Raw genomic sequence first — 25,161 nt, 5'->3', positions numbered from 1 at the left:
CCCTACACTTAATTTCTAAACGAAGCGGAATACGCCGATGGCGTAGACCACGGATAAAGCCAAAGCCCACCAGAGGTTCGGACCGACAAGTCCAAGCCAGGCGAGATGAATGAAGGCGCTGCCGAGCAGCGACACGAACAACCGGTCGCCGCGCGTGGTTTCAAAGCGCAGGATGCCGACACGCGGATTACCGCCCGGCGAGGCATATTCCCATACGGCCATCAGCGACATCAGAAAGAAAATAGTCAAGAAAAACAGTGCCGTGGGGAAGGTCCAAGCCATCCAACCACCTTTGATCAGTGGAGCGAACCAGTCACGCGCACCATCCTTGAAAGGGACCGCTCCCACGAGCAGCCCGACCATGATTGCAAAAGCGGCGACGACTGCCCCCAGCACTACAGGCCAACGCCTAGTCGTTTCCATTATACCCTCCCCAGGGCGAAGCCCTTGGCGATGTAGTTGCGGACGAAGTAAATAACGATGGCGCCCGGGATGATGGTCAGCACACCGGCCGCAGCCAGAACGCCCCAATCCATGCCGGAAGCCGAAACCGTGCGGGTCATGATGGCAGCGATCGGCTTGGCAGCAGTCGTCGTCAAGGTTCTGGCAATCAGCAGTTCCACCCATGAGAACATGAAGCAGAAGAAGGCAGCAACGCCGATGCCGCTGGCGATGAGAGGTACGAATATCTTCACGAAGAAACGCGGGAATGAGTATCCATCGATATACGCCGTTTCATCAATCTCCTTGGGGACCCCGGACATGAAACCTTCGAGGATCCACACGGCGAGCGGGACATTGAACAGGCAATGTGCCAGCGCGACGGCGATATGCGTGTCGATCAGGCCAAAGGCCGAATAGAGCTGGAAGAACGGCAACGCAAATACGGCGGGCGGTGCCATACGGTTGGTCAGCAGCCAAAAGAACAAATGCTTGTCGCCGAGGAACCGGTAACGCGAGAAGGCATAGGCTGCAGGCAGCGCCACCAGCACCGAGATCACCGTATTCATCACCACATAGATGATGGAATTGATATAACCCTTGTACCAGGATGGATCGGTGAAGATGACCGCATAATTATTCAAAGTCGGGTTCTGCGGCCACAGCGAGAAAGCGCCGAGGATTTCCTGATTGGTCTTGAAGCTCATATTGATAAGCCAGTAGATCGGCAGCATCAAAAAGATGATGTACAGCGTCGGGATCAGCCACCAGAATCTGGATTCGTCGCCGCGCTTGCGCATGCGTCGGGCCAGCGCCTTGTCGATCTGGCGCTGTTCGGCTTCGGGCCGCCCACTCGTTCGTGCAAGTGTGTCGTTCTGCACGCTCATATCAGCGCTCCGCATCGTAATTGGTCATGACGGTGTAGAAGACCCATGACAGCAAGAGAATGATCAGGAAGTAGATGATCGACATGGCCGCGGCAGGCCCCAGGTCGAACTGGCCGACCGCCATCTTGACGAGATCGATCGACAGGAACGTCGTCGAATTGCCCGGTCCACCGCCGGTGACGACGAAGGGCTCGGTGTAGATCATGAAACTGTCCATGAAGCGCAGAAGTACGGCGATCAGAAGCACGCGGTTCATCTTCGGCAACTGGATATAACGGAATACCGCCCAGCGTGAGGCACCGTCGATCTTGGCCGCCTGATAGAACGCATCGGGAATGGATACAAGACCGGCATAGCAAAGAAGCACGACGAGGCTCGTCCAATGCCAGATATCCATGATGATAACGGTGACCCATGCGTGCATCGGGTTCTGGACATAATTATAGTGGATGCCAAGCCTTTCCAGCGTATGGCCGAGCAGACCGATGTCGGTGCGGCCGAAGACCTGCCAGATCGTGCCGACTACGTTCCACGGGATGAGGAGCGGAAGTGCCATCAGGACCAGGCAGACGGGAACGCCCCAGCCCTTGCGCGGCATATTGAGCGCAATGATGATGCCCAGCGGGATCTCGATAGCAAGGATGATAAAGGAGAAGATGAGATTGCGCCCGAGCGCCGCGTGAAAGCGTTCGGAGTGGAGGATTTCGTCAAACCAGTCGGTTCCGGCCCAGAAAAACTGATTGTTGCCGAAAGTATCCTGCACCGAGTAATTGACCACGGTCATCAGCGGGACAACGGCTGAAAAAGCCACGAGCAGCAGTACGGGCAGGACCATGAACCAGGCTTTGTTATTCCAGGTTTTCTCCATGGCTACTGCCCCCCCACGCGCCAGCTATCGGCATAGATGTTGATGCCCTTCGGATCGAAGGCGATGTGCGGTTCAGCCGGGATATCCCCGCCCTCCTCGACAATGATGGCGATGTCCTGGTTTTCGAGACGGGTCCGGACGATCTTGTGCCGGCCGATATCCTCGACCTTGGCAATTTTTACCGGCATCCCCGTGCGCCCGAGCCGCACATATTCCGGACGGATGCCAAGTTCGATGATCTTCGCATTGGCGGGCATCACCGGCGAAGGCAACTCGATCTGATGGCTGCCGATCTGCGCGATCCCGCCGGAAAGTTCCACGGGCATGACGTTCATGCCGGGCGAGCCGATGAAATACCCGACGAAGGTGTGCTTCGGCCGCTCGAACAATTCTTCCGGCGTGCCGATCTGCACGATCTCGCCGTCATACATGACGACGACTTTCTGGGCGAAGGTCAGCGCTTCCGTCTGGTCGTGCGTGACATAGACCATCGTGTAGCCGAAGCGCTGATGCAGCTGCTTCAATTGCGAGCGCAGCACCCATTTCATGTGCGGATCGATGACGGTTAGCGGTTCGTCGAAAAGGATCGCATTGACGTCGGACCGGACGAGACCGCGGCCGAGCGAAATCTTCTGTTTCTGGTCGGCGGTAAGGCCGCGTGCCTTCTTCTTGGCCCAGCTGGCAAGGTCGATCATCTCCAGCGTCTCGCGCACCTTGCGGTCGATTTCCGCTTCCGGGACGCCGCGATTGCGCAAGGGAAAGGCGAGATTGTCGTAAACAGTCATCGTGTCGTAGATGACCGGGAACTGGAACACCTGCGCGATGTTGCGTTCCTGCGTCGACAGGTTGGTCACGTCGACGCCGTCGAACAGCAATTGCCCGTGCGAGGGATGGATCAACCCGGATATGATGTTCAAGAGCGTGGTCTTGCCGCAACCGGACGGTCCAAGCAGCGCATAGGCACCACCGTCTTCCCAGCTGTGATGGACTTCCTTCAGCGCGTAGTCCTTGTCCGACTTCGGGTTGGGACCGTAGGCGTGGCGGATATGGTTGAGGTCGATGCGTGCCATGGTTCCCCCTATGCCGCCAGCTTCTGGCGGCGGCTGACGGAATTGCCGCTCGCGTCGAAAATCACCAGATTGCGCGGGTCGATGAAGATGTCGATCTCCTCATCGGGCGCATAGATATGGATGCCATGCGTCAGCATCGTCCAACGCGCATCGGCGAAGGAAAGGTGAACAAAGCTTTCAGAACCTGTGATCTCGGTGGCCGTAACCGTGGCTTTGAGGCCGATCTCGTCAGGATTCCTGCGGGTCGTATTCACATGATGCGGCTGGAAACCGATCGTATAAGTACCGTCGGCGAACTCCGCGAGATGCGCCGGTACCGGTAGCGCAACCCCGCCGTCGAGCTGAAATGCTTTACCAAACTTCGCCAGCGCAATCGTGTTGAGCGGCGGATCGGCAAAGGTCTGCGCGGTTATCAGGTCATCGGGCTTGCGGAAGACATCTATGGTCGGCCCGAACTGGGTGATGCGGCCTTCGGACAATGTCGCCGTGTTGCCACCAAGCAGCAGGGCTTCATGTGGCTCGGTCGTGGCATAGACGAAGATCGTACCGGATTCGGCGAAAATCCTCGGCAATTCCTGACGCAGTTCCTCGCGCAGCTTGTAATCGAGATTGGCAAGAGGTTCATCGAGCAGAACCAGCTTGGCATTCTTCACGATAGCGCGTGCCAGCGCAGTGCGCTGCTGCTGACCGCCGGAAAGATTGAGCGGCGTGCGATCGAGGAAGGGCGTGAGCTTCAGCATCTCGGCTGCCTTGCGCACTTCGCGGTCGATTGTCGCTTTGTCGGCACCAGCCACGCGCATCGGCGAAGCGATGTTCTCGTATACCGTGAACGCCGGGTAATTGATGAACTGCTGATAGACCATGGCGACCGAGCGCTTCTGTACCGGCACGCCGGTCACGTCCTTGCCGTCGAACCAGACAGACCCGGAGGTCGGCACATCCAGTCCTGCCATGATGCGCATGAGGCTGGTCTTGCCGGACAGGGTCGGCCCGAGCAGGACATTCAGCGTCGCATGTTCCAAAGTCAGCGATATATCGCTGAGATGGGGTTTTCCGCCCACTACCTTGGATACATTCCGCAGTTCCAACATTCCAACTCCTCCCAGAGACAGTGCAGACCTGTCCGCACCGTGTCACTTAATTCTATTCCGCCGCTATCTGGCGCCGTCTATCGACTGCATTTTCCATGAATCGGTCGAGCGCAGCTGCCTCATCAGCGCTCAAATGCAAACCCTTCTTTGTCCGACGCCAGAGGACATCCTGAGCCGTCACCGCCCATTCATGTTCGATCTGATAGCGCACCTCGGCTTCGTAGAGGTCAGAGCCGAAATGCCTGCCGAGATCGGCGATAGAAGCGGCTTTGCCCAGCAATATGCGTGCCTTCGTACCGTAGAGCCGGAACAGGCGATGCGCATGGCGTGGGTCGAGAAATGCATAATCGGCTTTGAGCTTCTGCAGTTCCGCATCAAAGGCGGTGACCGCAAAGTCGCCGCCCGGTAGTGTTCCGGTCGCTGTCCAAGGCTTGCCGCGCTTGCCAAGCTGGTCTTCGATCTTTTCCAGCATATGTTCGGACAAGCGCCTGAAGGTGGTGATCTTGCCGCCAAATATATTGAGCAGCGGCGCCTGGCCTTCCGGCGCGTCAGTCTTCAACACATAGTCGCGCGTTGCTTCCTGTGCCTTCGAGGCACCGTCATCGTAGAGCGGGCGCACGCCCGAATACGTCCAGACGACCTGGTCGCGCTTCACTGGCTCGACAAAATATTCGCTGGCGGCAGCGCAGAGATAGTCGATCTCGGCATCGCTGATTTTCACCACGGCCGGATTGCCGTGATAGTCCTGATCGGTGGTGCCTATGAGGGTGAAATCCTGCTCGTAGGGAATGGCGAAAATGATACGCCCGTCGGTGTTCTGGAAGAAATAGGCGCGCGGATCGTCGAACTTCTTCTTGACAACGATGTGGCTGCCCTGCACGAGGCGAACGTTGTGCGCATTATTGCTGCCGACGACTCCGGTCAACACCTCATCGACCCATGGACCTGCGGCATTGACCAGAAGACGCGAGCGGACTTCTTCCGTGGCGCCCGTCAATCCGTCCTGCAGCGTCAGCGTCCAGTGATCCGCATCGCGGCGGGCACTGACAACTTTCGTACGTGTGCGAATGACCGCGCCACGATCGGCCGCGTCACGGGCATTGAGCGCAACCAGCCGCGCATCGTTGACCCAGCAGTCGGAATATTCGAAGGCTTTTGTATAGAGCGACTTCAGCGGCTTGGCTGCCGGATCGCGCGTCATGTCCAGCGTGCGTGTGGCCGGAAGCTTCTTGCGCCCGCCAATATGATCGTAAAGAAAAAGTCCGAGCCGCAAGAGCCATGCTGGACGCAACCCCGCATGATGCGGAAGAACAAAACGCAGCGGCCAGATAATATGCGGCGCGCTGGCCCATAGAACTTCGCGCTCCATCAGCGATTCGCGCACCAGCCGGAATTCGTAATATTCCAGATAGCGCAAACCGCCATGGATGAGTTTGGTCGAACCGGAGGATGTACCGCTGGCGAGATCGCTCATCTCTGCAAGGAAGACCGAAAAGCCACGGCCGACAGCATCGCGCGCAATGCCGCATCCATTGATGCCGCCGCCGATGACAAAAATGTCGTAGACCATGTCGACCAGATTAGACAATCCCTGCGCTCCCCATTTCGCAGCGCACCATTTCTTCGCAATTGCGAAAGATATACGGAAGCATTACGAAACCAATACGAAACTAAAAGGAACTATACCGCGCATGGCTGCGCCGCACAAGAGCATTGTCAAATCGAAGTTTCGATGAGCCGAACGTCCGCATCGACGCAAATCTGGCGGATTGCTTCACTCTCGCAACGATCTGTAATGAAGGTGTGGACCTGAGAAAGATGGCCGATGCGAACGGGTGCCGTGCGCTCGAATTTGGTTGAATCGGAGACGAGGATTACATGGCGTGCATTGGCCATGATTGCTTGCGCCACCTTGACCTCGCGGAAATCGAAATCAAGCAGCGCTCCATCGCTGTCAATGGCGGACGTCCCGATGACGGCGAAATCCACCTTGAACTGACGGATAAAATCGACCGCCGCTTCGCCGACGATACCACCGTCCGACCCACGGACGACACCGCCTGCGATAACCACCTCAATGTCCGGGTAAATACGCAACTTATTGGCAACATTGATATTATTTGTGATTATCATCAGACCCTTGCGATCGAGCAGGGCTTGGCCGACCGCTTCCGTGGTGGTGCCGATGTTGACAAATAGAGAGGCATTGTCGGGGATGAGATCGGCCGCGGCGCGGCCAATCGCTTCCTTTTCGCTCGCAGCAATCAAACGCCTCGCCTCATATTCCAAATTCTGCACGCCGGAGGGAAACAGTGCGCCGCCGTGGATACGGTTGAGCAGGCGCTGGTCACACAGGTCGTTGAGATCCTTGCGAATGGTTTGCGGTGTGACATTGAAATGAACGGCGAGATCGTCCACGAGAACGCGTCCGTGCTCCTTGGCCATTTCCAGAATTTCGGCGTGCCTGGGAGCGAGAAACATGGCCTGTGCTTTCATTTTCGTTTTTCCGCAGTCTATACGAAAACGAAAATGAAAGCTCGTGTCAATCTATGGACAAACGAACCCGGCTCATTTCCCTATGCCGTTGCGCCCTCGATGATATCGAATCCGGTATTGATGATGGTCTTTTCGGGGGGCCGCTCGCGGCTTTCAAGCAATTTTTCGGCCGCGGTTTTTCCAATCAGAAAGCGCTTCGACAGGATCGTTGAAAGAGGCATTGGCATGGCCTGGCCGATATCCAGCCCGTTGAAACCGAATATACCGAGCTTCTCCTTCACTGCGATTCCCGCATGCATACAGTGAAAAATGCCGCCCATCGCCATATCGTCATTCGGGAATACGACAACGTCCAGGCCAGGATGGGCGGCGAGAAGTATCGCCAGCGCGTCGCGCCCTGCCTTGGTCGAACTCGCGTCGGGATAACAATGCTCTGCAACAAGAGACAAGCCAGCCTCATGCAATGCCCAACAAAGCCCTTCATAACGGGCACTGGCGCGATCGTCTGTCGTTACATTGTGCCTGGCATAGCCAAAGCGGCGATAGCCGCGCTGGATGAGATGTTTTCCGGTTTCATAGCCAGCCTGGCGATGCGACATGCCAACGGCAATGTCCACAGGCTCTCCATCGATGTCCATCAGCTCGGCGACCCGGAAGCGACCATGCTCGAGATGCCGGCGCGCGGTCGGCGTGTGATGCAGGCCGGCGAGGATCACCGCTGCTGGCTGCCATGCAAGAAAGGAGACGAGAATCCGCTCTTCGATCAGCGGATCATAGTCCGTGACACCGATCACGGGCTGAAACGCCGTTTCGGTGAGCGCCGTGTGGATGCCGCGCAGCACATCGGGAAAGACGATGTTGGAGAGCGATGGCAGCAGCACGCTCATCAAAGTCGATCCTGCAGAAGCAAGGCTACCAGCAGCACGGTTCGGAATATAACCAAGCTCGGTAATGGCCGTCAGCACACGCGCTCTGGTTGCATCGGCGATCGGGCCTTGTGCACGGACAACGCGTGACGCCGTGATTTCGCTCACGCCCGCAAGCCGCGCAACATCGGCAAGCGTCGGCATTTCGGGACTTCGGTGAGCGTTGCGTTTGCGCGGCATAGGCACCAATCCAGTGCGATTGACAAGATTTATGACAGCGCTACCATAAAAGGCTTGATGAATGCTAGTCAGTGTGCATAACTTTGCGCCACGTTCTTATATATTAGTGCGACGAGCCCGGGAGGGGCTCGCAGGGAGGACTTCTTCGTATGCATGTTTTGGTGATCGGTGCAGCCGGAATGGTTGGCCGCAAATTGCTCGACAGGATCGCTGCAGAGCCCGGCTCTTTGGGCGGAGACATCGACAGGCTGACACTGGTCGACGTCATCGAACCGGCCGCGCCCGGATCCTTTGCTGACATTTCCGTGACCAAGGCGGCAGACCTCTCGGACGCTGGCGTCGCGGAATCATTGATCGCAAGCCGTCCGGACATGATCTTCCATCTCGCCGCCATCGTCTCAGGTGAAGCCGAAGCCGACTTCGAGAAAGGCTACAAAGTCAATCTCGACGGCACGCGCGCGCTGTTCGAGGCGATCCGGCTGGAAAGCCGAAATGCTCCCTACAAGCCCCGCGTGGTATTTGCCTCATCGATCGCCGTGTTCGGAACGCCGTTTCCGGAGAAGATCGGCGACGAGTTTTTCACAACCCCACTGACAAGCTACGGCACGCAGAAGGCGATTTCCGAACTGCTTCTGTCGGACTACAGCCGCCGTGGTTTCTTCGACGGGATCGGCATTCGTTTGCCGACTATCTGCATTCGTCCGGGCAAGCCCAACAAGGCGGCGTCCGGTTTCTTTTCCAATATTCTGCGCGAACCCTTGGTAGGCCAGGAAGCAATACTTCCGGTCGATGAGAGTGTACGCCACTGGTTTGCCAGTCCGCGCGCTGCCGTCGGGTTCTTCATCCACGCCGCCACGCTCGATCTCGACAAGGTCGGTGCACGCCGCAATCTTTCCATGCCCGGGCTTTCGGCGCTCGTCGGCGAGGAAATCGCCGCGCTGCGCCGCGTGGCCGGTGACAAGGCGGTCAAGCTGATCCGCCGCCAACCCGATGCAACAATCCAGAAAATCGTCTCCGGTTGGGCGACGGATTTCGACACCACGCGTGCGGCGAAGCTTGGCTTCAAAGCAGAAACTGTCTTTGACGATATCATCAAGGTACATATCGAAGATGAACTCGGCGGGAACGTTGCGGCATGAGTAAAGAGGATTCAGGCAAAGGCAAGATCGCGCTGGTTACTGGCGGCGGCACCGGCGTGGGCAAGGCGATTACCACGGCGCTGCTTGGCGCAGGTTATACGGTCGTGATTTCCGGTCGCCGCAAGGATGTACTGGAGGATGCCGCCAGGGCATTGGGGACCGAAACAGGCGGCACCGTAAAAGCCATTTCTGCGGATGTCAGCGATCCGAAATCGGTCGCGGCGCTTTTTGAAGCAATCAAATCCGGGTTCGGGCGGCTCGACCTGCTCATCAACAATGCAGGGGTCAATGTTCCGAATATCCCGATGGAAGAACTGACCTTCGATCATTGGAATTCGATTGTCGGCGCCAATCTCACCGGTGTTTTCCTGTGTACTCAACAGGCAATGAAATTGATGAAAGCGCAAACACCACGTGGTGGACGCATCATCAACAATGGCTCGATTTCGGCACAGACGCCGCGGCCGAATTCCGCGCCCTATACGGCAACGAAACATGCCGTTACCGGCCTGACCAAGTCGACAGCGCTGGACGGCAGACCATTCGACATTGCCTGCGGTCAGATCGATATCGGCAATGCCACAACCGAGATGACATCGAAGATGGCAACCGGCGTGTTACAAGCCAATGGCGAAACCGCCAGCGAGCCAACCATACCGGCGCATTATATCGGCGATGCGGTAGTGCATATGGCCAGCTTGCCGTTGGAGGCCAATGTGCTGACGATGACGATCATGGCGACGAAGATGCCGCTCGTCGGACGCGGCTAAAACATATTTCGACAGCGATTTTTCGAAAAACGTTGTCTCACAGAATTTTGGAGGAGAAGGCATGGCATCGGTTGAATTCGCCAATGTACGAAAATCATTCGGGACACACCCGGTTATCAAGGGTGTAGATATCGAGATCGCCGACGGCGAATTCGTCATTCTCGTCGGGCCTTCCGGCTGCGGCAAGTCCACATTGCTGCGCATGCTGGCGGGGCTTGAGAACATCTCTGCGGGCGAGATCAAGATCGGCGGAAAGGTGGTCAACAACCTCGCGCCGAAAGAGCGTGATATTGCCATGGTGTTTCAGAACTATGCGCTCTATCCGCATATGACCGTCGCCGACAATATGGCCTTTTCCCTGAAGCTGAAGGGAGCGCCAAAGTCGGAGGTCGACAAGCGTGTGAAGCCCGCAGCGGAGATCCTGGGACTCTCGCCGCTGCTCGACCGCTTTCCACGCCAGCTCTCCGGCGGTCAGCGCCAGCGCGTTGCCATGGGCCGCGCCATCGTGCGCGATCCGCAGGTCTTCCTGTTCGATGAGCCGCTATCCAACCTCGATGCCAAGCTGCGCGTCGCCATGCGCGCGGAAATCAAGGAATTGCACCAGCGCCTGAAAACAACCACCGTCTATGTCACGCATGACCAGATCGAAGCCATGACCATGGCCGACAAGATCGTGGTGATGCATGACGGCCTGGTCGAACAGATCGGCGCACCGCTCGAGCTTTATGACCAGCCAGCCAATCTTTTCGTGGCAAGCTTCATCGGCTCGCCGGCGATGAACATGATCAAGGGTAAGCTTGATCCGAACGATGGGCAGAAATTTACGACGGAAAAGGGCATCGTCCTGCCTGTAGTGAAGGCACCGGAAAGCGCCAAGGGCCGCGCGCTGATCTATGGTCTACGCCCCGAACACATGACAATTGCAAATGGCGGTATCCCGGCCGAAGTGGTGGTCATCGAGCCAACCGGGTCGGAAACCCAGATGATCATGCGTGTTGGCGGTGATCTCATTACCGGTGTGTTCCATCAGCGCATCAGTGCGAAACCCGGCGAAACTGTCGGCCTGTCGATCCACGCGGAGGCGACATATCTGTTCGATGCAGAGACGGGCAAGCGCTTGGCCTAAAGCTAAACGGCATCTGCCAGTCGGGGTGCAGATGCCGGATACGATTCCCCGCAACCAGGCCCGGAATGCGGGAGCATTTTGAACAAGCCTTTCTAGTTTATCCGGTCGTTAAATGGAGGAGCATCAATGACCATCAACAGAAGACACCTACTCGGCGCATCTGCCGGGCTCGTTGCAGCAGCTGGACTGAACCGGTTCGGTCTCACGCCGGCCTTCGCGCAATCGGCGCCCGCCTACAAACCGGAAGAGGGCGCAACCCTTCGCCTCCTGCGCTGGGTGCCGTTTGTCCCGGCTGAAGAAGCCGCATGGCTCGCCAACACAAAGAAGTTCACCGACGCCACCGGCGTTCAGGTGCGCATCGACAAGGAGAGCTGGGAAGACGTTCGCCCGAAGGCTGCCGTTGCGGCCAATGTCGGCTCCGGCCCGGACATGGTCATGAGCTGGTTCGATGATCCGCAGCAATATCCGGACAAGCTCGTCGACGTGACCGAGCTTGGCGAATATCTTGGTGGGGCACACGGCGGCTGGTATCCAGGCCTCGAAGGCTATGCCAAGCGCGACGGCAAGTTCATCGCATTGCCGCTCTGTGCCATCGGTAACGCGGTCGTCTATCGCGATAGCCACATGAAGGCTGCCGGTTTCAGCGAATTCCCGAAAGATACGGCTGGTTTCCTCGAGCTTTGCAAGGCCATGCAGGCAAAGGGAACCCCGGCGGGCTTCCCGCACGGCAAGGCGGTCGGCGACGGCAACAACTATGCCCATTGGCTGCTCTGGAGTCATGGCGGCAAGATGGTGGATGAAGGCGGCAAGGTGGTAATCAACAGCCCCGAGACGCTGGCATCTGTCAAATATGCGCAGGAGCTCTACAAGACCTTCATTCCAGGTACGGAGAGCTGGCAGGACGTCAACAACAATCGCGCATTCCTTGCCGGTCAGGTGTCACTGACGGCCAATGGCGTGTCGGTTTACTACGCGGCCGTGAAGGATCCCGCGATGAAGGCGATCGCCGACGACATGCGCTCGACCAACCTGCCGATCGGGCCCGTTGGTCAATCGGTCGAGCTGCACCAGACATCGACGATTTCGATCTTCAAGCACACCAAATATCCGGAGGCCGCGAAAGCCTATCTGCAGTTCATGTATCAGGCCGATAACATGAATGCCTGGATCGAGGGTGCCAGCGCCTATTGCTGCCAGCCATTGAAGGAGTTCGCCGCCAATCCGGTGTGGACCGCTAATCCGATCCATGCCGCCTATGCCAAGGCTTCCGGAACGCTTCGGCCGAACGGCTATGCCGGCCCGCTTGGCGCAGCCTCGGCGGGAACCATGGCCGACTACGTGCTCGTGGATATGTACGCCACGGCCGTTACCGGCCAGATGACGCCAGAAGACGCCATCGCCCAGGCCGAGAAGCGGGCGAACCGCTACTACAAGGTCTAGGCAACAAGACTGGCTTCCGCTGTCCCGAAAGGCAGCGGAAGCCAACTCACTAAGCTAATTCGGCAACCGGAGATATCCGATGACAATGACGACAACTGCGAAGCAGCCCTTGGCCTTCGGAAATATCGCCCGGAGCAATACCGCCGTCGGCTTGTTTTTCATGCTGCCGGCGGCCGTCTTTCTCCTGTGCTTCTTGACTTATCCGCTCGGCCTCGGCGTCTGGCTCGGCTTTACCGACACGACAATAGGCAGGGAAGGTATTTTCATTGGGCTCGAAAACTATGAGGCGCTCGCCCGCGATTCAGTTTTTTGGATGGCGGTGTATAATACGATTTTCTACACGCTCATCGCCTCGATCCTCAAATTCGGCCTCGGCCTCTGGCTGGCATTGATTCTCAACGAACATCTGCCGTTCAAGTCGTTCTTCCGCGCCATTATTCTTCTGCCATGGGTGGTTCCGACTGTCCTTTCGGCCCTCGCATTCTGGTGGATTTATGATGCGCAGTTCTCGATCATTTCCTGGTCATTGATGAAACTCGGCTGGATCCACAGCCCGATCAATTTCCTTGGCGATCCCAACAACGCGCGCGCTTCGGTGATCGCGGCCAATGTCTGGCGCGGTATCCCCTTCGTCGCGATTTCGCTGCTCGCCGGGCTTCAGACCATCCCGCAATCGCTGCACGAGGCAGCGTCCCTTGATGGGGCGACCGGGTGGCAGCGTTTCCGCTTCATCACGCTGCCCATGCTGACGCCGATCATTGCGGTGGTGATGACGTTCTCGGTGCTGTTCACCTTCACCGACTTTCAGCTTATCTACGTCCTGACCAAGGGTGGGCCGGTCAACGCCACCCACCTGATGGCAACACTCTCGTTCCAGCGCGGCATACCCGGCGGTCAACTTGGCGAAGGTGCGGCGATTGCCGTTGCCATGATCCCGTTCCTGCTTGCATCGATCCTGTTCTCATTTTTCGGCCTGCAGCGCCGCAAATGGCAACAGGGTGGACAGGATTGAGGGGGAAACGAACATGAGCATTACCGAACAGACCAACCCGCATATTCTCACCGACGACGCGCAGGGCATGAGCTATCTCAATCGGCTGCCGCGGCGCATAGTCGTCCTGTACCTGCCGCTCGCCATCTTTGTCTTCGTGCTGATATTCCCGTTCTACTGGATGGCGATCACGGCGGTAAAACCAAACTCGCAGCTGACGGACTATAATAATTTCAGTCCGTTCTGGGTCGTGAAGCCGACGCTCGACCACATCAAATACCTGCTGTTCGAGACATCCTACCCAGGCTGGCTATGGAACACACTGGTCGTTGCGGTGTGTGCCACTGCGCTATCTCTGGTGGCCTCCGTTCTTGCGGCCTATGCTATCGAGCGAGTGCGGTTCTCCGGATCGCGTCCAGTCGGCCTTTTGATCTTCCTCGCCTATCTGGTGCCGCCGTCGATCCTGTTTATTCCACTCGCAGTCATCGTCTTCAAGTTTGGCATCTATGACACGAAACTCGCGCTGATCTTCACCTACCCGACCTTCCTTATTCCCTTCTGCACCTGGCTGCTGATGGGCTACTTCCGTTCGATCCCGTTCGAGCTTGAGGAAAGCGCACTGGTGGATGGCGCGTCGCGTTGGCAGATCCTCGTCAAGGTCATATTGCCGCTGGCGGTACCGGGATTGATCTCGGCTGGTATTTTTGCCTTCACTTTGTCGTGGAATGAGTTCATTTATGCACTGACCTTCATCCAATCCTCGGAAAACAAGACTGTCCCGGTTGGCGTCCTGACGGAACTGGTGCGAGGTGATGTTTTCGAGTGGGGCTCACTGATGGCAGGCGCACTTTTCGGGTCGCTGCCGGTCGTCATTCTCTACTCATTCTTTGTCGACTATTACGTCTCTTCCATGACCGGCGCGGTCAAGGAATAGCGGACACCCAGGAGCTCCTTGCAATGACGACTTCCCACACCCCGAAAAAACTTCGCTCGCAGGAGTGGTTTGACAATCCTGACAATCCGGGGATGACGGCGCTCTATCTGGAGCGCTACCTGAACTACGGCTTGACCCGCGCCGAGCTGCAATCGGGCAAGCCGATAATCGGCATCGCGCAGACCGGCTCCGACCTGTCGCCGTGTAACCGCCATCATATCGAGCTGGCCAAGCGTGTGCGTGATGGCATCATTGCGGCTGGCGGAATTCCTTTCGAGTTTCCGGTGCATCCGATCCAGGAAACCGGCAAGCGCCCAGGTGCTGCGCTTGACCGCAACCTTGCCTATCTAGGCCTCGTTGAAGTGCTGTTCGGCTATCCGCTGGACGGCGTCGTTCTGACTATCGGCTGCGACAAGACCACCCCGGCCATGCTGATGGGCGCGGCGACCGTCAATATCCCTGCGATCGCGCTTTCTGTCGGACCGATGCTGAACGGCTGGCATCGCGGCGAACGCACCGGGTCCGGCACGATCGTCTGGAAATCGCGCGAGAAACTTACATCGGGCGAAATCAACTATGACCAGTTCATGGACATCGTCGCATCGTCGGCTCCCTCGGTTGGCTATTGCAACACGATGGGCACGGCGACCACGATGAATTCACTCGCTGAAGCGCTCGGCATGGAATTGCCCGGCGGCGCTGCGATACCGGCGCCTTACCGTGAGCGCGGACAGATCGCGTATGACACCGGCAAGCGCATCGTCGATATGGTGTGGGAAGATCTGAAGCCCTCGGATATCATGACCCGCGCGGCATTCGAAAACGCCATCGTTATCAATTCGGCCATTGGCGGTTCGACAAATGCACCAATCCACCTGAACGCCATCGCCCGCCACCTCGACATTCCACTTGACAATGACGACTGGCAGGCTATCGGCCACGATGTGCCGCTGCTGGTCAACCTACAGCCGGCAGGCGAATATCTCGGCGAAGATTACCACCGTGCGGGGGGCGTGCCCGCCGTTGTTGCGGAGTTGATGAAAGCCCGCAAGCTGCCACATCCGGGTGCACTGACCGTCAATGGCCAGAGCATCGGCACAAACTGCGAAAACGCCGAAAATCTCAACACGGACGTCATCAAGACCTACGATGCGCCGCTGAAAAAGAAGGCCGGGTTTATCAATTTGAAGGGCAACCTCTTCGATAGCGCCATCATGAAGACCAGCGTGATTTCCGAAGAGTTCCGCGAGCGCTATCTGTCCAACCCGGACGATCCGGAAGCGTTCGAAGGCATTGCCGAAGTATTCGACGGGCCAGAGGACTATCACCACCGCATTGATGATCCAAAGCTTGCTCTTAACGAGAACAGCATTCTGATCATGCGTGGCACCGGGCCGATCGGTTATCCGGGCGCGGCGGAGGTCGTGAACATGCAACCTCCGGCTTACCTTCTGAAGAAGGGGATCCATGCGCTGCCCTGCCTCGGTGACGGGCGTCAGTCGGGAACGTCCGGCTCGCCGTCCATCCTCAATGCTTCACCGGAAGCGGCAGTGAATGGCGGCTTGGCGCTGGTACGCTCCGGCGATCATCTGCGTATCGATCTCAACAAGGGCACGGCGAATATTCTGATCGACGACGAGGAGTTGCAAAAGCGCAAGGACGATCTGATCGCGGCAGGCGGTTACAAATATCCGGCAAGCCAGACGCCTTGGCAGGAAATCCAGCGCAGTATGGTCGGCCAGCTCGATGAGGGCATGGTGCTGAAGCCAGCCGTGAAATATCAGCGCGTCGCCCAGACCAAAGGTCTGCCCCGCGATAATCACTGACCTGGAGAGCAGGAAATATGGTGAATTCGATCAGGCGCTATGAGGGGCGGCACGCGGTCATTACCGGTGGCGCTTCCGGCATCGGCTTCAGGACGGCGGAGCGAATTGTGTCCGAGGGCGGCACTGTTTCGCTCTGGGATGTCGATGCCGCCAAGATCGATGAGGCGCGTGACGCACTTGGATCGTCGTCAACGCACGGTGTAACGCTTGACGTCTCGGATCCGGATCAAGTCGAGAAGGCTGCAAAGGAAACAGCCGAGAAACACGGCAAGATCGACATTCTGGTCTGCTCTGCCGGAATCACCGGCCCGAACGCCAAAGTTGCCGATTATCCGATCGATCAGTGGAAGCGCGTCTTCGACATCAACATCCACGGGCTTTTCTTCTGCAACCGCTTTGTCGTGCCTATAATGCAGAAGAACGGGTACGGCCGGATCGTCAATGTCGCTTCCATCGCAGGCAAGGAAGGTAACCCCAACGCCTCGGCCTATAGCGCATCGAAAGCGGCGGTAATCGGCCTGACAAAATCGCTCGGCAAGGAGCTCGTCAGCGATGGCATCACCGTCAATGCGATTACCCCTGCCACGGTGGATACACCCATCCTCGAGCAGCTAAAGCCCGAATTCATCGACTATATGCTCTCGAAAATTCCCATGCAGCGCTTCGGCAAGGTCGAAGAGCTGGCATCGCTGATCACATGGATCGCCAGCGAGGAATGCTCGTTCACGACCGGTGCCGTCTTCGATATTTCCGGTGGCCGTGCCACATACTGATTCTCCCAGCTAGAAAGGTTATCCCATGAAACTCTTGCGCTATGGTCCTGTTGGTCAGGAAAAGCCCGGCCTTGTCGACAAGGACGGCAAGGTGCGTGATCTCTCCGCCCACGTCAAAGACATCGCAGGCGATGCGATTTCACCCGAGGGCCTGAAGAAACTTGCGGCCATCGATCCGGCGAGCCTGCCGGTTGTCAGCGTAGATCGCTATGGACCCTGCGTGGCCGACACCGGGAAATTTATCTGCATCGGCCTCAACTATTCCGACCATGCCGCCGAAACGGGGGCAACGGTGCCACCAGAGCCTATCATCTTCATGAAGGCGACCTCGGCGATTGTTGGTCCTAACGATAACGTTGAAATCCCGCGCGGTTCACTCAAGACCGATTGGGAAGTCGAACTCGGCGTTGTCATCGGCAAGCACGCAAAGTATGTCAGCGAAGATGAAGCGATGGACCATGTTGCCGGCTATTGCCTGATCAATGACGTATCGGAGCGTGCGTTTCAGGCAGAGCGCCAAGGCCAGTGGACCAAGGGTAAGAGCGCCGACACGTTTGGCCCGACCGGCCCATGGCTGGTAACAAAGGATGAGATCGAAGATCCCCAGAACCTGAAAATGTGGCTCGATGTCAATGGCCACCGCTACCAGAACGGTACATCGGCAACGATGGTCTATGGCGTCAAGTATCTCGTGTCGTACCTTTCGCAATTCATGAGCCTGCATCCCGGCGATATCATCTCGACAGGCACGCCTCCCGGCGTCGGCCTCGGGCAAAAGCCCAATGTGTTCCTCAAGGAAGGCGACGTCATCACGCTCGGTATCGAGGGACTTGGCGAGCAGCGCCAGGACGTAGTGCAAGGATAATTGACAGTAGCAAGCTACCCCCTCATCCGACCATTGGTCGGACGGGGGGATAGTACAGGCTAGTAGTCCTTTTCGAAGAACAATCCTGCGCCGGAATCGCCATCGGCTCCTACTGAGCCCTTGGCTTTGAGGTTCGGCGTAATATCGAGATTGATGGTGCCCTTGGTGGAACCCGCTGCGCCGGCCTCGACGCCCAGATAGACATTGTCACGGATATAGCGGCCGGCGCGCACGCCGGCGTTGCCCTTACTGTCAGTAACGACATCAAGGTCATCGAGCCCGGTGTTCTTGCGCAGACTGTTCAGCAACGACGAGTTCGAACCACCGGCAAGTTCTGCTGCCGCCGCAGCGAGCCGCGCAACCTGGAATGCGGACAATTCGCTGATGGAGCGGTTGAAGATCAGCCGGGCCATGACCTCGTCCTGCGGCAATTCGGGCTGTGACGAGAAAGTGATCTGCAAGTCCGACACACGGCCTCTCACCATGACGTTCACGGTGATGTCAGAGCCCTGCGTACTGGCAACGAAATTGATTTCCGGATCGAGATCGCCGACCAGTGTGACCTGGCCTTCGGTGAAAGTGATGCGCTGGCCAAGAATTCCAAGGCGGCCGCGAATGAGATCGAATGCACCGACCGGCTGGACGTTCGTCGCCGGACCGGTGATCCGCACGGAACCGCCGATTTCCGCATCGAGACCACGACCGCGAATGAAAATCTTGTTGGGCGCGGTGACGTTTATATCGAGCCGCACGACGCTTGGACGTGCTGTTGGCGTTGCCACCTGTGGCTGGTCGGCCTTGGCGCGTTTCAACGTCTGCTCAACCGCCTTTGACGGATCCTTGTGCTTGACATCGATAACGGCAGAAGAGCCGCCAAAGCTTTCGGGCACGGTAATTTCCGCCCGGTCGATATTGATGTTGCCGGAGATAACAGGATCCCGAGTGAGAGGCCCCTTGACCGCGAGTGCACCGGTCACTGTTGCCGCAACCAGAGTGCCATCCACATAGCGCGCCCTGTCCAGCTTGATATCGATGTTGGCAGGAAAGTTGGCGGCCGCATCGGTCGAAATCGTCCCGGTTGCGCTGATGGTGCCGCCGGTCGACAGGCTCGCATTGAACGTACGGATGGTGACCGTGGTTCCCTCCATGCTGCCGAGTAGGGTGATGCGCTGCAAGCGGATATTGGCCTCCGGATCTACAACCTCGGCACCATTCGCGGAGAACATGCCTCTGATCTGCGGCTGCGCGAAGCTGCCGGAGATCGAAGCCGTCAGGTCGATGTTTCCTCTGGCCTGAGTGCCTCGATCCGCAAGGAAGCGGTTGGCCAACGACAAGGGAATATTGCCCGTGACGTTGATGCCGAGGCCGGACCCGGACACCGGAACATTGCCACTTGCCGAAACCGTAAACCCTTGTGGGCCATCGACTTTGGCCGAGGAAAGCGTCAGCGTATTGTTGGCAAAACGGCCGGCTGCCGCAAGCTGCAACGGGCTCAACCCCGCCTCCTGCAACGGCCTGGCCGAAAGTCCGGCGCCTTTCAGGTCAAACTCGGCATTGGGTCTTTGCAACGTACCGGTGACCCGGCTCCTGCCGGAGATAACCCCAGCAAGATTCTGGTTTTTGACGACGCCATTCAGGGCCGTCAACGGGAAGCTCTTCAGATCGAAATCAACGCCGAGTTGTCCTTGTGCCAGCGGTACAGAGCCCCTTGCCGAAGCATCCAGCCCGCCCGCCCCGGTCAGGTGCGCATCGACATTGAGCTGGTCCGTGGTCGACGTGCCCTTGGCATCAAGATTGAGCGCGTCGAGTCCGGCTTTTTTAAGTGCTGCGGCGGTGATGCCGCGGGCCTGCATGTCAAAATTCACGTCAGGCCTTTGCTTGGTGCCCCCGATCTTCGCTGTGCCATTGATCTCGCCGCCAAGTCCAAGGTCGGGTTTAATAGTATTGGCGATATCGAGCGGCAATCTTTGAATCGCGACTGCAAGGTTGAGCGTTTCCGCCACTTCGCCGCCGACTGTAACCCTGCCCTGCCCAACGTCGAGCACGATATCGCCAAAGGACACATTACTGCCGGCAACATTGATGGCGGCGGGCTGCACCAGCCGCGCAGCGAGCGCGCCGCGGGTAAGCTCGGCGTTGGCCAGCGACAGAAGATAGCCCTTGTCCGTCGGCTGCAAGGCGCCCTGAAGTGACGTCCTTGCGCCATTGTTCAAGCCGGCGTTCAGCTTGAAATTGGTGGTTTTGCCATCCTGAGTTGCCTGTGCATCAAGATTGTTGACGACGATGCCCGAGGCCGAAACATCCGATGCAGTTACACTGCCGTTCGCCGAGGGAACCTTGAAAATGTCCTGGGCAGCCAATGCGATCGCTGCCTTGCCGACGATGATATCATTGGCCTTGAGATTGTCGATCTGACCCTTGATATCGACGTTCTGTTTCTCGTCGTCATGCGAGAGGGCGATGGTGGCATCGGCCTTGCCGGTCGCCTCGACAAGAAACAGCGCTGCAGCTGTCGAGACATCGCTGGAGGCAAGTGTCAGGTTGCCGTTGTAGAGGCCTTGTTTCGACTGCGCAACATCACCGCGCAGCCGAGTGCCGCCTGCGATGAAGGAGATATTGGTCAGCCGCTTTTCGTCTTGGCGCAGCGCGATTTCCGTTGCAAGGTCGGCGCGAATACCATCGAGGAAGGCAAGACCCGAGACCTTGCCATCGACGATGTCCTTGTAGAGCGTGCCGTTGAAGGTCAGATCGCCCTGCGTCAGCTTGCGACCGGAAAGCGTTCCTTCAGGGACCCCGGCATTAAAAGCGAGGGCGATGATATTGTCCTGGCCGCGCGCGCTGCCTTTGACCTTGAGTTCGCCACCTGCTTTTTCCGACAAGAGCGCTAGATCGGTGAGGTCGAGGCCGAAATCGAAGTTCGCGGCACCCGTCGCGAAAGTTCCGTTGGCCGTTACCAACGTTTGCGGATTTTCGACCCGGAAGTTCTTCGCGCTCAGCCCGGCTTCGCCGCGCGCCACACCGCCAGTGATCCGCGTTTCACCCGCCAGCACCTTGTCTGCCGCATCGATGCCGAGTGTCATGCCGGTGGCATGGCCATCGAGCATGAGGTCGAAGCCCCCGGTAAGCGCCTCGACAAGGCCATTGGCTTTAAGGTCGATCGCCCCGGCGAGATCGCGCCCCACCAGGGCCGAAAACGGCGCGAGGCTCGAAGCCTTGACGAAAATGTCGCCCCGGTAGGCAAACTTGTCGATGGTCCCGGCCAGAGCCGTGCTGAACCCGTTTGCTGCAATCAATGCCTGCTTCAGATTGACGGGCGTTCCGGCTTTCCAGCCGCCGTTGATCTTAAGCTGGATCAATTCCCCCAAGGCTTCGGCGATATCAGCGCGCGTGGCCGTGATGCCGGCGACTTCGCCAGTCACATCATAGGTGAGCGAGCGAGCCTTGGGATCGTCGATGTTCTCCGCGAGACCTTTAGCGACGAGATTGATGGATTTCGAGGCAAAGCTATCCGTGGTGAAGTTGGTCACTTCGACGGTGCTCGACCAATCATTGTTGGTGCTCGTCCCAAAACCTACCGCCAGCACGGCCTTGTCGACCGTAGTTTGCCCACCTTTGACAGGCAAAATTACCTTCTTGCCGGTCGGATCGGCGATTGTCGCATCGACCTTCAAGCGCTTCAGAAAGCCGTCATTCGTCGTTTCGCCGTTCGCATCGAGCACCAGAGCATTGCTCTTGATGTTCAGGCGGTCCAGCCCCACGCCGCCGGCGTCGCGCATCACGCCATTGACAATCAGTGTCGTTTCATTGCCGAAGAAATCCCGAAAAATCGGCGGGATCAGCGCCGCGATTTCACCGTTGAGATTGGTCTTGAAACCAAGCCCATCGCTCTGGCGGTCGAGTTTGGTGTCGCCGGTGAGCACCCGCTTGCCTGCCGCATCGAGCGTCAGTTGCAACAGGAGATCGCTGAGTGGGCCCGAGCCTTTCAGTGCGAGAGCAACTCGCGGTTTGCCTTCGATGTTGAGGAGATTGGCAACGATGCCATTTTGCGGCTCATTCAAGGTCAAGTCGAGATCGAGCTGCTGACTTTGATTGGCATAAGCAGCCTTGATTCGGAATTCGCCGCCCGGTCCATCGAGGCGTTGCACTTGCAAGTTCGAATCCAGCGACCCGCTTTCGAGCGTCAGATTGCCGGCAAGCGAAATTTCGGACTTCAGACCAAAAACACCATCGCCAAAAGCGATGCGCCCTATATTCAGCTGCTGCAGGATCACCGCCAGCGGCAGTTCCGGCAGGCTAAAACCCGTGGCCTCCGGAGAAGGTAGGCTCTCGTCCGGCAACGGCTTGCGCAGGATATCGATACGATCGGCAGCGAGCGTATTGATATCCAGCCGGCCCCGCAGCAATGCAAGCCGGCTCCAGACTATCCTGGCATTGGTGACCCTCAGCCAGATACCATCGCGGTCGGCAACCGTGATGCTGCCGATGCTGGCTTCGGAGGAGAGAACACCCTGAATACCGGAAATGACGATCTGCCGGTTAGGCGTGGACAGCTGATTCTGTACGAAGCTCAGAAAATATGATTTCTCAGCTTCGGCGCTTGCAGAGTCCTGAGCCTGCGCATCTGGCGCGAGGATAGGGCTCATAAAGAGCAGGAGAAAGAGAGCTGCGATAATCCGGGTCAAAACGCCTGTCCTATGCCAACGTAGAAAGCAAAATCGGGATCGTCGCTCGTTCGATCGAGCGGCACAGCGAAATCGAGTCGTATTGGACCGAGGCCGGTATTATAGCGCAGACCAGCGCCAACGCCGAGCCGCATCCGATCGGCGAAATCAGGAAACGACTCTTCGCCGACATAGCCGGCATCAACAAAGCCAACGACGCCGATCGTATCGGTCATGCGGATGCGCGCTTCGACCGAGCTTTCGACCAGCGAGCGACCGCCAATGACAAATGTCTCGCCATCACGGGTCACGTTGACGCCGACATTGCGATAGGCATAGCCGCGGATCGAGCCACCACCACCGGCAAAGAATAGCTGGTCCGGCGGCAATTCAGAAACCTCGGCGCCAACGATGGAGCCAAGTTTCAGGCGTCCAGCAAGAATAAAGCGGTTGTCGGCATCGAAACTGTAATAGGTGCGGCCTTCGGCAGTGAATTTGGTAGCGAAATTGCCGTACTCGAATTCATAGAATGGCGAAATCAGTCCCTCAAGGAAATAGCCTCGTGAAGGATCGACCTTGCTGTCGCGACTGTCATAGGTAAGACCGCCGAGGAGGCCGGCAGTCAAGAAATCCCGCTTGCCGAAGAAATCATCGTCGAAGCGTGACTTGGAGACAATCGCGCTAATCTTGCCGGTCAGTTCATCCGAGAAAATCTGCGTGAAACCTGCTTCGGCTGTGATCGAAGTCTGGGTATAGGCATCCAAGACTTCCCGCCTGCCAATCAGGGACGAAAAGAAATCCGTATCGGGCGTATAGACACCGGGTTTGGTGAAGGTCACGCCGAGCGTGTAGTTATAATCCTCGGGACTATAGGATTGTGCGCCAATGCCACCGATCTTGGCATCAAACCGCAGGCGTTCGGCACGTCCGAACAGGTTGCGGTGAAGCCAATAAGCATCCAGACCTGCACCGTCCAGCGTCGAATATGATCCGCCGAGACCGAAGCGCCGCAGCTTTTGTTCCTGGACGGCGACCGTGATCGGCAACAAACCGTTATCAGTAATCGCGTCAGCTTCTTCGATGCGGGCCGAACGGAACACTTCGAGGCGCGATAGGCGCTTCTTTGCCCGCTCGATTTCGTCTGGGTCGTACTCGACACCCGGTTGCAGACCAGTGATGAAGGCGACGAACTCGGGATCCATGCGCTCGGTGCCAGTCACCCTAACGGGACCAAAGGCCGCGCGACGGTCCGGATCGACGTCGATCGTTGCGTCGACCTTGTTGTTGTCGTGATCCGCTAGCACGTTGCGCGATACGATCTTCGCTTTCGGGTGGCCCTGCTCGCGCCACGCATCTACGGCAAGCCGTTCCGCCTTGACGATCGCCGTTGACCTCGCGATATCGCCGGGCGCAAATCCTTGCTTTTCCGGCCGGTCAACCATGTCCTTCCGGTCGAGTGTGGGCGGGGCCATGTTCTCGACACGGGCAGTAGCGAACAGGAACTGCGGTCCGGGATCGACGGAAATCACCACGGGTGCCGGGTTGGCCAGATCAGCGTCGGGAGGAATATCGCTGGCTTCACGCCCATCGACCTTGATGCTGATCGTGCCGCCATAGCGGCCCTCTGCATACAGCGCACCGAGAATCCGGCGATAATCACCCCGCGCCTTGGCGAGCAATCCAGCCGCCCCCGAAGCAGGCTTGTCCTCGTCTGCGATGAGGCTGGAAGCCCCTTCGACCAGCTTTTTGGTGTCCTTGTCTTCGTCTGAAGATATTTCAACGGTGTATTTGTGTGGATCAGCGATCACCGCATCGGCATCGGCATCTTTCTTGGCACCCCAAAGATGAATACCAAAAAGGTCGAATGCATGGGCGGGCGAAACGAGCGCCGTACAGGCCAAAAGGGCTGCACCAAACAAACTGGCCTGTGGGCGCTTGAAGTCCATCAACCAGTAAAATCCCCAACTCAGACACACACATACGCCGCGGATACGGAAAAACCTTACCTGCGATCGATAAAATTCGCCTCCCGAGCTTAAGAAAACGATAACATGGGGGAATAGGCAGGCCAACCCGCATTAGGTTGTGCGAGGTTCCGCAGAGCTTGGCTTGTGGCAGTACAGCCACAAAAGGGCCGTGTATGAGGCGGACACGGCAATCACTTTTTGTTAGGCCTTTGTAATGACAGCTATCCAGAGACGTGGGTTTGCCTCACGCGCAATTGCGCTGCGCGCGCAAGCAAATTAGGCTATGGAGATTAGACTTGACCTCCGGAGTGAAATTTTATGAAACCCGTCTTCCTGCAGCTGCAATGCTTTCCCGGCAAAACCTACGAGGTGGCTGCTGCGCTTTTCGAACGCGAAATCGTCTCGGAGCTTTATTCGACCAGCGGCGACTACGACCTTCTGATGAAGATCTATATTCCCGAGGATCAGGATATCGGCAAATTCATCAATGACAATGTGCTCGACATTACCGGCATCGCTCGATCGTTGACGACAATGACCTTTACAGCGTTCTGAACCGAGACATTACGTCCCGTTTTATTCGCCCACGACCTTCCCTATGTAATCACTGGAAATAAAACGGCCCTGCGGGGCAACAAACCTCCATTCTTTTGCCATGGAAGTGGTTTTTCTATAAAGATACTTCCTCAGCAATTTTTCATCAGGAATTA

20 protein-coding genes are annotated in these 25,161 nt (G+C 57.6%); 10 read left to right on the top strand and 10 right to left on the bottom strand.

Features of this window, described 5'->3' with window-relative positions:
* Positions 1-15 precede the first annotated feature (15 nt).
* The 8 genes from PHA01_RS10685 to PHA01_RS10650 form a co-directional block, all read right to left on the bottom strand.
* Positions 16-423, bottom strand: a complete 408-nt coding sequence (locus PHA01_RS10685; RefSeq protein ID WP_271895220.1) for a DUF2160 domain-containing protein — start codon at positions 421-423, stop codon at positions 16-18.
* The gene (locus PHA01_RS10680; RefSeq protein ID WP_271895217.1) at positions 423-1,328 is read right to left on the bottom strand and encodes a carbohydrate ABC transporter permease; all 906 of its coding nucleotides are present in this window, start codon (positions 1,326-1,328) and stop codon (positions 423-425) included. Before PHA01_RS10680 ends, PHA01_RS10685 begins: the two co-directional genes overlap by 1 nt.
* A 1-nt stretch (position 1,329) precedes the next feature.
* Positions 1,330-2,196, bottom strand: coding sequence for a carbohydrate ABC transporter permease (locus tag PHA01_RS10675; RefSeq protein ID WP_271895214.1), 867 nt, complete (start codon positions 2,194-2,196; stop codon positions 1,330-1,332).
* 2 nt (positions 2,197-2,198) lie between these two features.
* A complete protein-coding gene (locus PHA01_RS10670) occupies positions 2,199-3,266 on the bottom strand; it encodes an ABC transporter ATP-binding protein (protein WP_271895212.1) in 1,068 nt (355 codons plus the stop codon).
* Positions 3,267-3,274: 8 nt separating this feature from the next.
* Entirely contained in the window at positions 3,275-4,357 is a 1,083-nt protein-coding gene (locus PHA01_RS10665; RefSeq protein WP_271895210.1) for an ABC transporter ATP-binding protein, read from the bottom strand.
* A 52-nt stretch (positions 4,358-4,409) separates the two neighbouring features.
* Entirely contained in the window at positions 4,410-5,927 is a 1,518-nt protein-coding gene (gene glpD, locus PHA01_RS10660; RefSeq protein WP_271895916.1) for a glycerol-3-phosphate dehydrogenase, read from the bottom strand.
* A 146-nt stretch (positions 5,928-6,073) separates the two neighbouring features.
* Positions 6,074-6,838: a DeoR/GlpR family DNA-binding transcription regulator gene (locus tag PHA01_RS10655; RefSeq protein ID WP_112529765.1), complete on the bottom strand. Its 765-nt coding sequence runs from the start codon at positions 6,836-6,838 to the stop codon at positions 6,074-6,076.
* A gap of 95 nt (positions 6,839-6,933) precedes the next feature.
* Positions 6,934-7,959 (bottom strand): LacI family DNA-binding transcriptional regulator, encoded by a 1,026-nt coding sequence (locus tag PHA01_RS10650; protein ID WP_271895208.1) that lies wholly within the window; start codon positions 7,957-7,959, stop codon positions 6,934-6,936.
* 149 nt (positions 7,960-8,108) lie between these two features.
* Here PHA01_RS10650 and denD point away from each other — a divergent pair, with 149 nt between their 5' ends.
* The 9 genes from denD to PHA01_RS10605 all read left to right on the top strand — a co-directional run bounded on the left by denD (position 8,109) and on the right by PHA01_RS10605 (position 17,823).
* On the top strand, positions 8,109-9,098 hold the full coding sequence (gene denD, locus PHA01_RS10645) for a D-erythronate dehydrogenase (protein ID WP_271895206.1): 990 nt from the start codon (positions 8,109-8,111) through the stop codon (positions 9,096-9,098).
* Positions 9,095-9,868, top strand: a complete 774-nt coding sequence (locus PHA01_RS10640; protein ID WP_271895204.1) for an SDR family oxidoreductase — start codon at positions 9,095-9,097, stop codon at positions 9,866-9,868. Before denD ends, PHA01_RS10640 begins: the two co-directional genes overlap by 4 nt.
* Before the next feature lie 61 nt (positions 9,869-9,929).
* Positions 9,930-10,994, top strand: coding sequence for an ABC transporter ATP-binding protein (locus tag PHA01_RS10635; RefSeq protein WP_271895202.1), 1,065 nt, complete (start codon positions 9,930-9,932; stop codon positions 10,992-10,994).
* A gap of 126 nt (positions 10,995-11,120) precedes the next feature.
* Complete coding sequence (locus tag PHA01_RS10630) at positions 11,121-12,434, top strand: ABC transporter substrate-binding protein (RefSeq protein WP_271895200.1); 1,314 nt, start codon at positions 11,121-11,123, stop codon at positions 12,432-12,434.
* Positions 12,435-12,594: 160 nt separating this feature from the next.
* Positions 12,595-13,446, top strand: a complete 852-nt coding sequence (locus PHA01_RS10625) for a carbohydrate ABC transporter permease (protein WP_417020958.1) — start codon at positions 12,595-12,597, stop codon at positions 13,444-13,446.
* 13 nt (positions 13,447-13,459) lie between these two features.
* Positions 13,460-14,359 carry a carbohydrate ABC transporter permease gene (locus tag PHA01_RS10620; RefSeq protein ID WP_271895195.1) on the top strand — a complete coding sequence of 300 codons (900 nt, stop codon included), beginning with the start codon at positions 13,460-13,462 and terminating at the stop codon, positions 14,357-14,359.
* Positions 14,360-14,382: 23 nt separating this feature from the next.
* Positions 14,383-16,185 (top strand): IlvD/Edd family dehydratase, encoded by a 1,803-nt coding sequence (locus tag PHA01_RS10615; RefSeq protein ID WP_112529708.1) that lies wholly within the window; start codon positions 14,383-14,385, stop codon positions 16,183-16,185.
* A 17-nt stretch (positions 16,186-16,202) separates the two neighbouring features.
* On the top strand, positions 16,203-16,958 hold the full coding sequence (locus tag PHA01_RS10610) for an SDR family NAD(P)-dependent oxidoreductase (protein ID WP_271895192.1): 756 nt from the start codon (positions 16,203-16,205) through the stop codon (positions 16,956-16,958).
* A 25-nt stretch (positions 16,959-16,983) separates the two neighbouring features.
* Positions 16,984-17,823, top strand: coding sequence for a fumarylacetoacetate hydrolase family protein (locus PHA01_RS10605; RefSeq protein WP_271895190.1), 840 nt, complete (start codon positions 16,984-16,986; stop codon positions 17,821-17,823).
* A 59-nt stretch (positions 17,824-17,882) separates the two neighbouring features.
* Here PHA01_RS10605 and PHA01_RS10600 read toward each other — a convergent pair whose 3' ends face one another.
* Positions 17,883-22,505 (bottom strand): translocation/assembly module TamB domain-containing protein, encoded by a 4,623-nt coding sequence (locus PHA01_RS10600; RefSeq protein WP_271895187.1) that lies wholly within the window; start codon positions 22,503-22,505, stop codon positions 17,883-17,885.
* Positions 22,502-24,430, bottom strand: coding sequence for an autotransporter assembly complex protein TamA (locus PHA01_RS10595; protein WP_271895185.1), 1,929 nt, complete (start codon positions 24,428-24,430; stop codon positions 22,502-22,504). The genes PHA01_RS10600 and PHA01_RS10595 overlap by 4 nt, the downstream gene beginning before the upstream one ends.
* Before the next feature lie 339 nt (positions 24,431-24,769).
* On the opposite strand from PHA01_RS10595, the gene PHA01_RS10590 reads away from it, so the two are divergent.
* Positions 24,770-25,006 (top strand): Lrp/AsnC ligand binding domain-containing protein, encoded by a 237-nt coding sequence (locus tag PHA01_RS10590; protein WP_262294655.1) that lies wholly within the window; start codon positions 24,770-24,772, stop codon positions 25,004-25,006.
* Positions 25,007-25,161: the final 155 nt, after the last annotated feature.

The sequence above is a fragment of the Candidatus Phyllobacterium onerii genome (genome assembly GCF_028331445.1).
GTDB lineage: Bacteria > Pseudomonadota > Alphaproteobacteria > Rhizobiales > Rhizobiaceae > Phyllobacterium > Phyllobacterium onerii.
Note: the sequence above shows the minus strand (reverse complement) of the source record. Positions and strands in the feature narration are given on the sequence as shown.

Excerpts from the sequence above, each read along its gene's own strand:
- PHA01_RS10685 (WP_271895220.1), bottom strand. The coding sequence starts at position 423 with ATGGAAACGACTAGGCGTTGGCCTGTAGTGCTGGGGGCAGTCGTCGCC.
- PHA01_RS10680 (WP_271895217.1), bottom strand. The coding sequence starts at position 1,328 with ATGAGCGTGCAGAACGACACACTTGCACGAACGAGTGGGCGGCCCGAA.
- PHA01_RS10675 (WP_271895214.1), bottom strand. The coding sequence starts at position 2,196 with ATGGAGAAAACCTGGAATAACAAAGCCTGGTTCATGGTCCTGCCCGTA.
- PHA01_RS10670 (WP_271895212.1), bottom strand. The coding sequence starts at position 3,266 with ATGGCACGCATCGACCTCAACCATATCCGCCACGCCTACGGTCCCAAC.
- PHA01_RS10665 (WP_271895210.1), bottom strand. The coding sequence starts at position 4,357 with ATGTTGGAACTGCGGAATGTATCCAAGGTAGTGGGCGGAAAACCCCAT.
- glpD (WP_271895916.1), bottom strand. The coding sequence starts at position 5,927 with ATGGTCTACGACATTTTTGTCATCGGCGGCGGCATCAATGGATGCGGC.
- PHA01_RS10655 (WP_112529765.1), bottom strand. The coding sequence starts at position 6,838 with ATGTTTCTCGCTCCCAGGCACGCCGAAATTCTGGAAATGGCCAAGGAG.
- PHA01_RS10650 (WP_271895208.1), bottom strand. The coding sequence starts at position 7,959 with ATGCCGCGCAAACGCAACGCTCACCGAAGTCCCGAAATGCCGACGCTT.
- denD (WP_271895206.1), top strand. The coding sequence starts at position 8,109 with ATGCATGTTTTGGTGATCGGTGCAGCCGGAATGGTTGGCCGCAAATTG.
- PHA01_RS10640 (WP_271895204.1), top strand. The coding sequence starts at position 9,095 with ATGAGTAAAGAGGATTCAGGCAAAGGCAAGATCGCGCTGGTTACTGGC.
- PHA01_RS10635 (WP_271895202.1), top strand. The coding sequence starts at position 9,930 with ATGGCATCGGTTGAATTCGCCAATGTACGAAAATCATTCGGGACACAC.
- PHA01_RS10630 (WP_271895200.1), top strand. The coding sequence starts at position 11,121 with ATGACCATCAACAGAAGACACCTACTCGGCGCATCTGCCGGGCTCGTT.
- PHA01_RS10625 (WP_417020958.1), top strand. The coding sequence starts at position 12,595 with ATGCTGCCGGCGGCCGTCTTTCTCCTGTGCTTCTTGACTTATCCGCTC.
- PHA01_RS10620 (WP_271895195.1), top strand. The coding sequence starts at position 13,460 with ATGAGCATTACCGAACAGACCAACCCGCATATTCTCACCGACGACGCG.
- PHA01_RS10615 (WP_112529708.1), top strand. The coding sequence starts at position 14,383 with ATGACGACTTCCCACACCCCGAAAAAACTTCGCTCGCAGGAGTGGTTT.
- PHA01_RS10610 (WP_271895192.1), top strand. The coding sequence starts at position 16,203 with ATGGTGAATTCGATCAGGCGCTATGAGGGGCGGCACGCGGTCATTACC.
- PHA01_RS10605 (WP_271895190.1), top strand. The coding sequence starts at position 16,984 with ATGAAACTCTTGCGCTATGGTCCTGTTGGTCAGGAAAAGCCCGGCCTT.
- PHA01_RS10595 (WP_271895185.1), bottom strand. The coding sequence starts at position 24,430 with ATGGACTTCAAGCGCCCACAGGCCAGTTTGTTTGGTGCAGCCCTTTTG.
- PHA01_RS10590 (WP_262294655.1), top strand. The coding sequence starts at position 24,770 with ATGAAACCCGTCTTCCTGCAGCTGCAATGCTTTCCCGGCAAAACCTAC.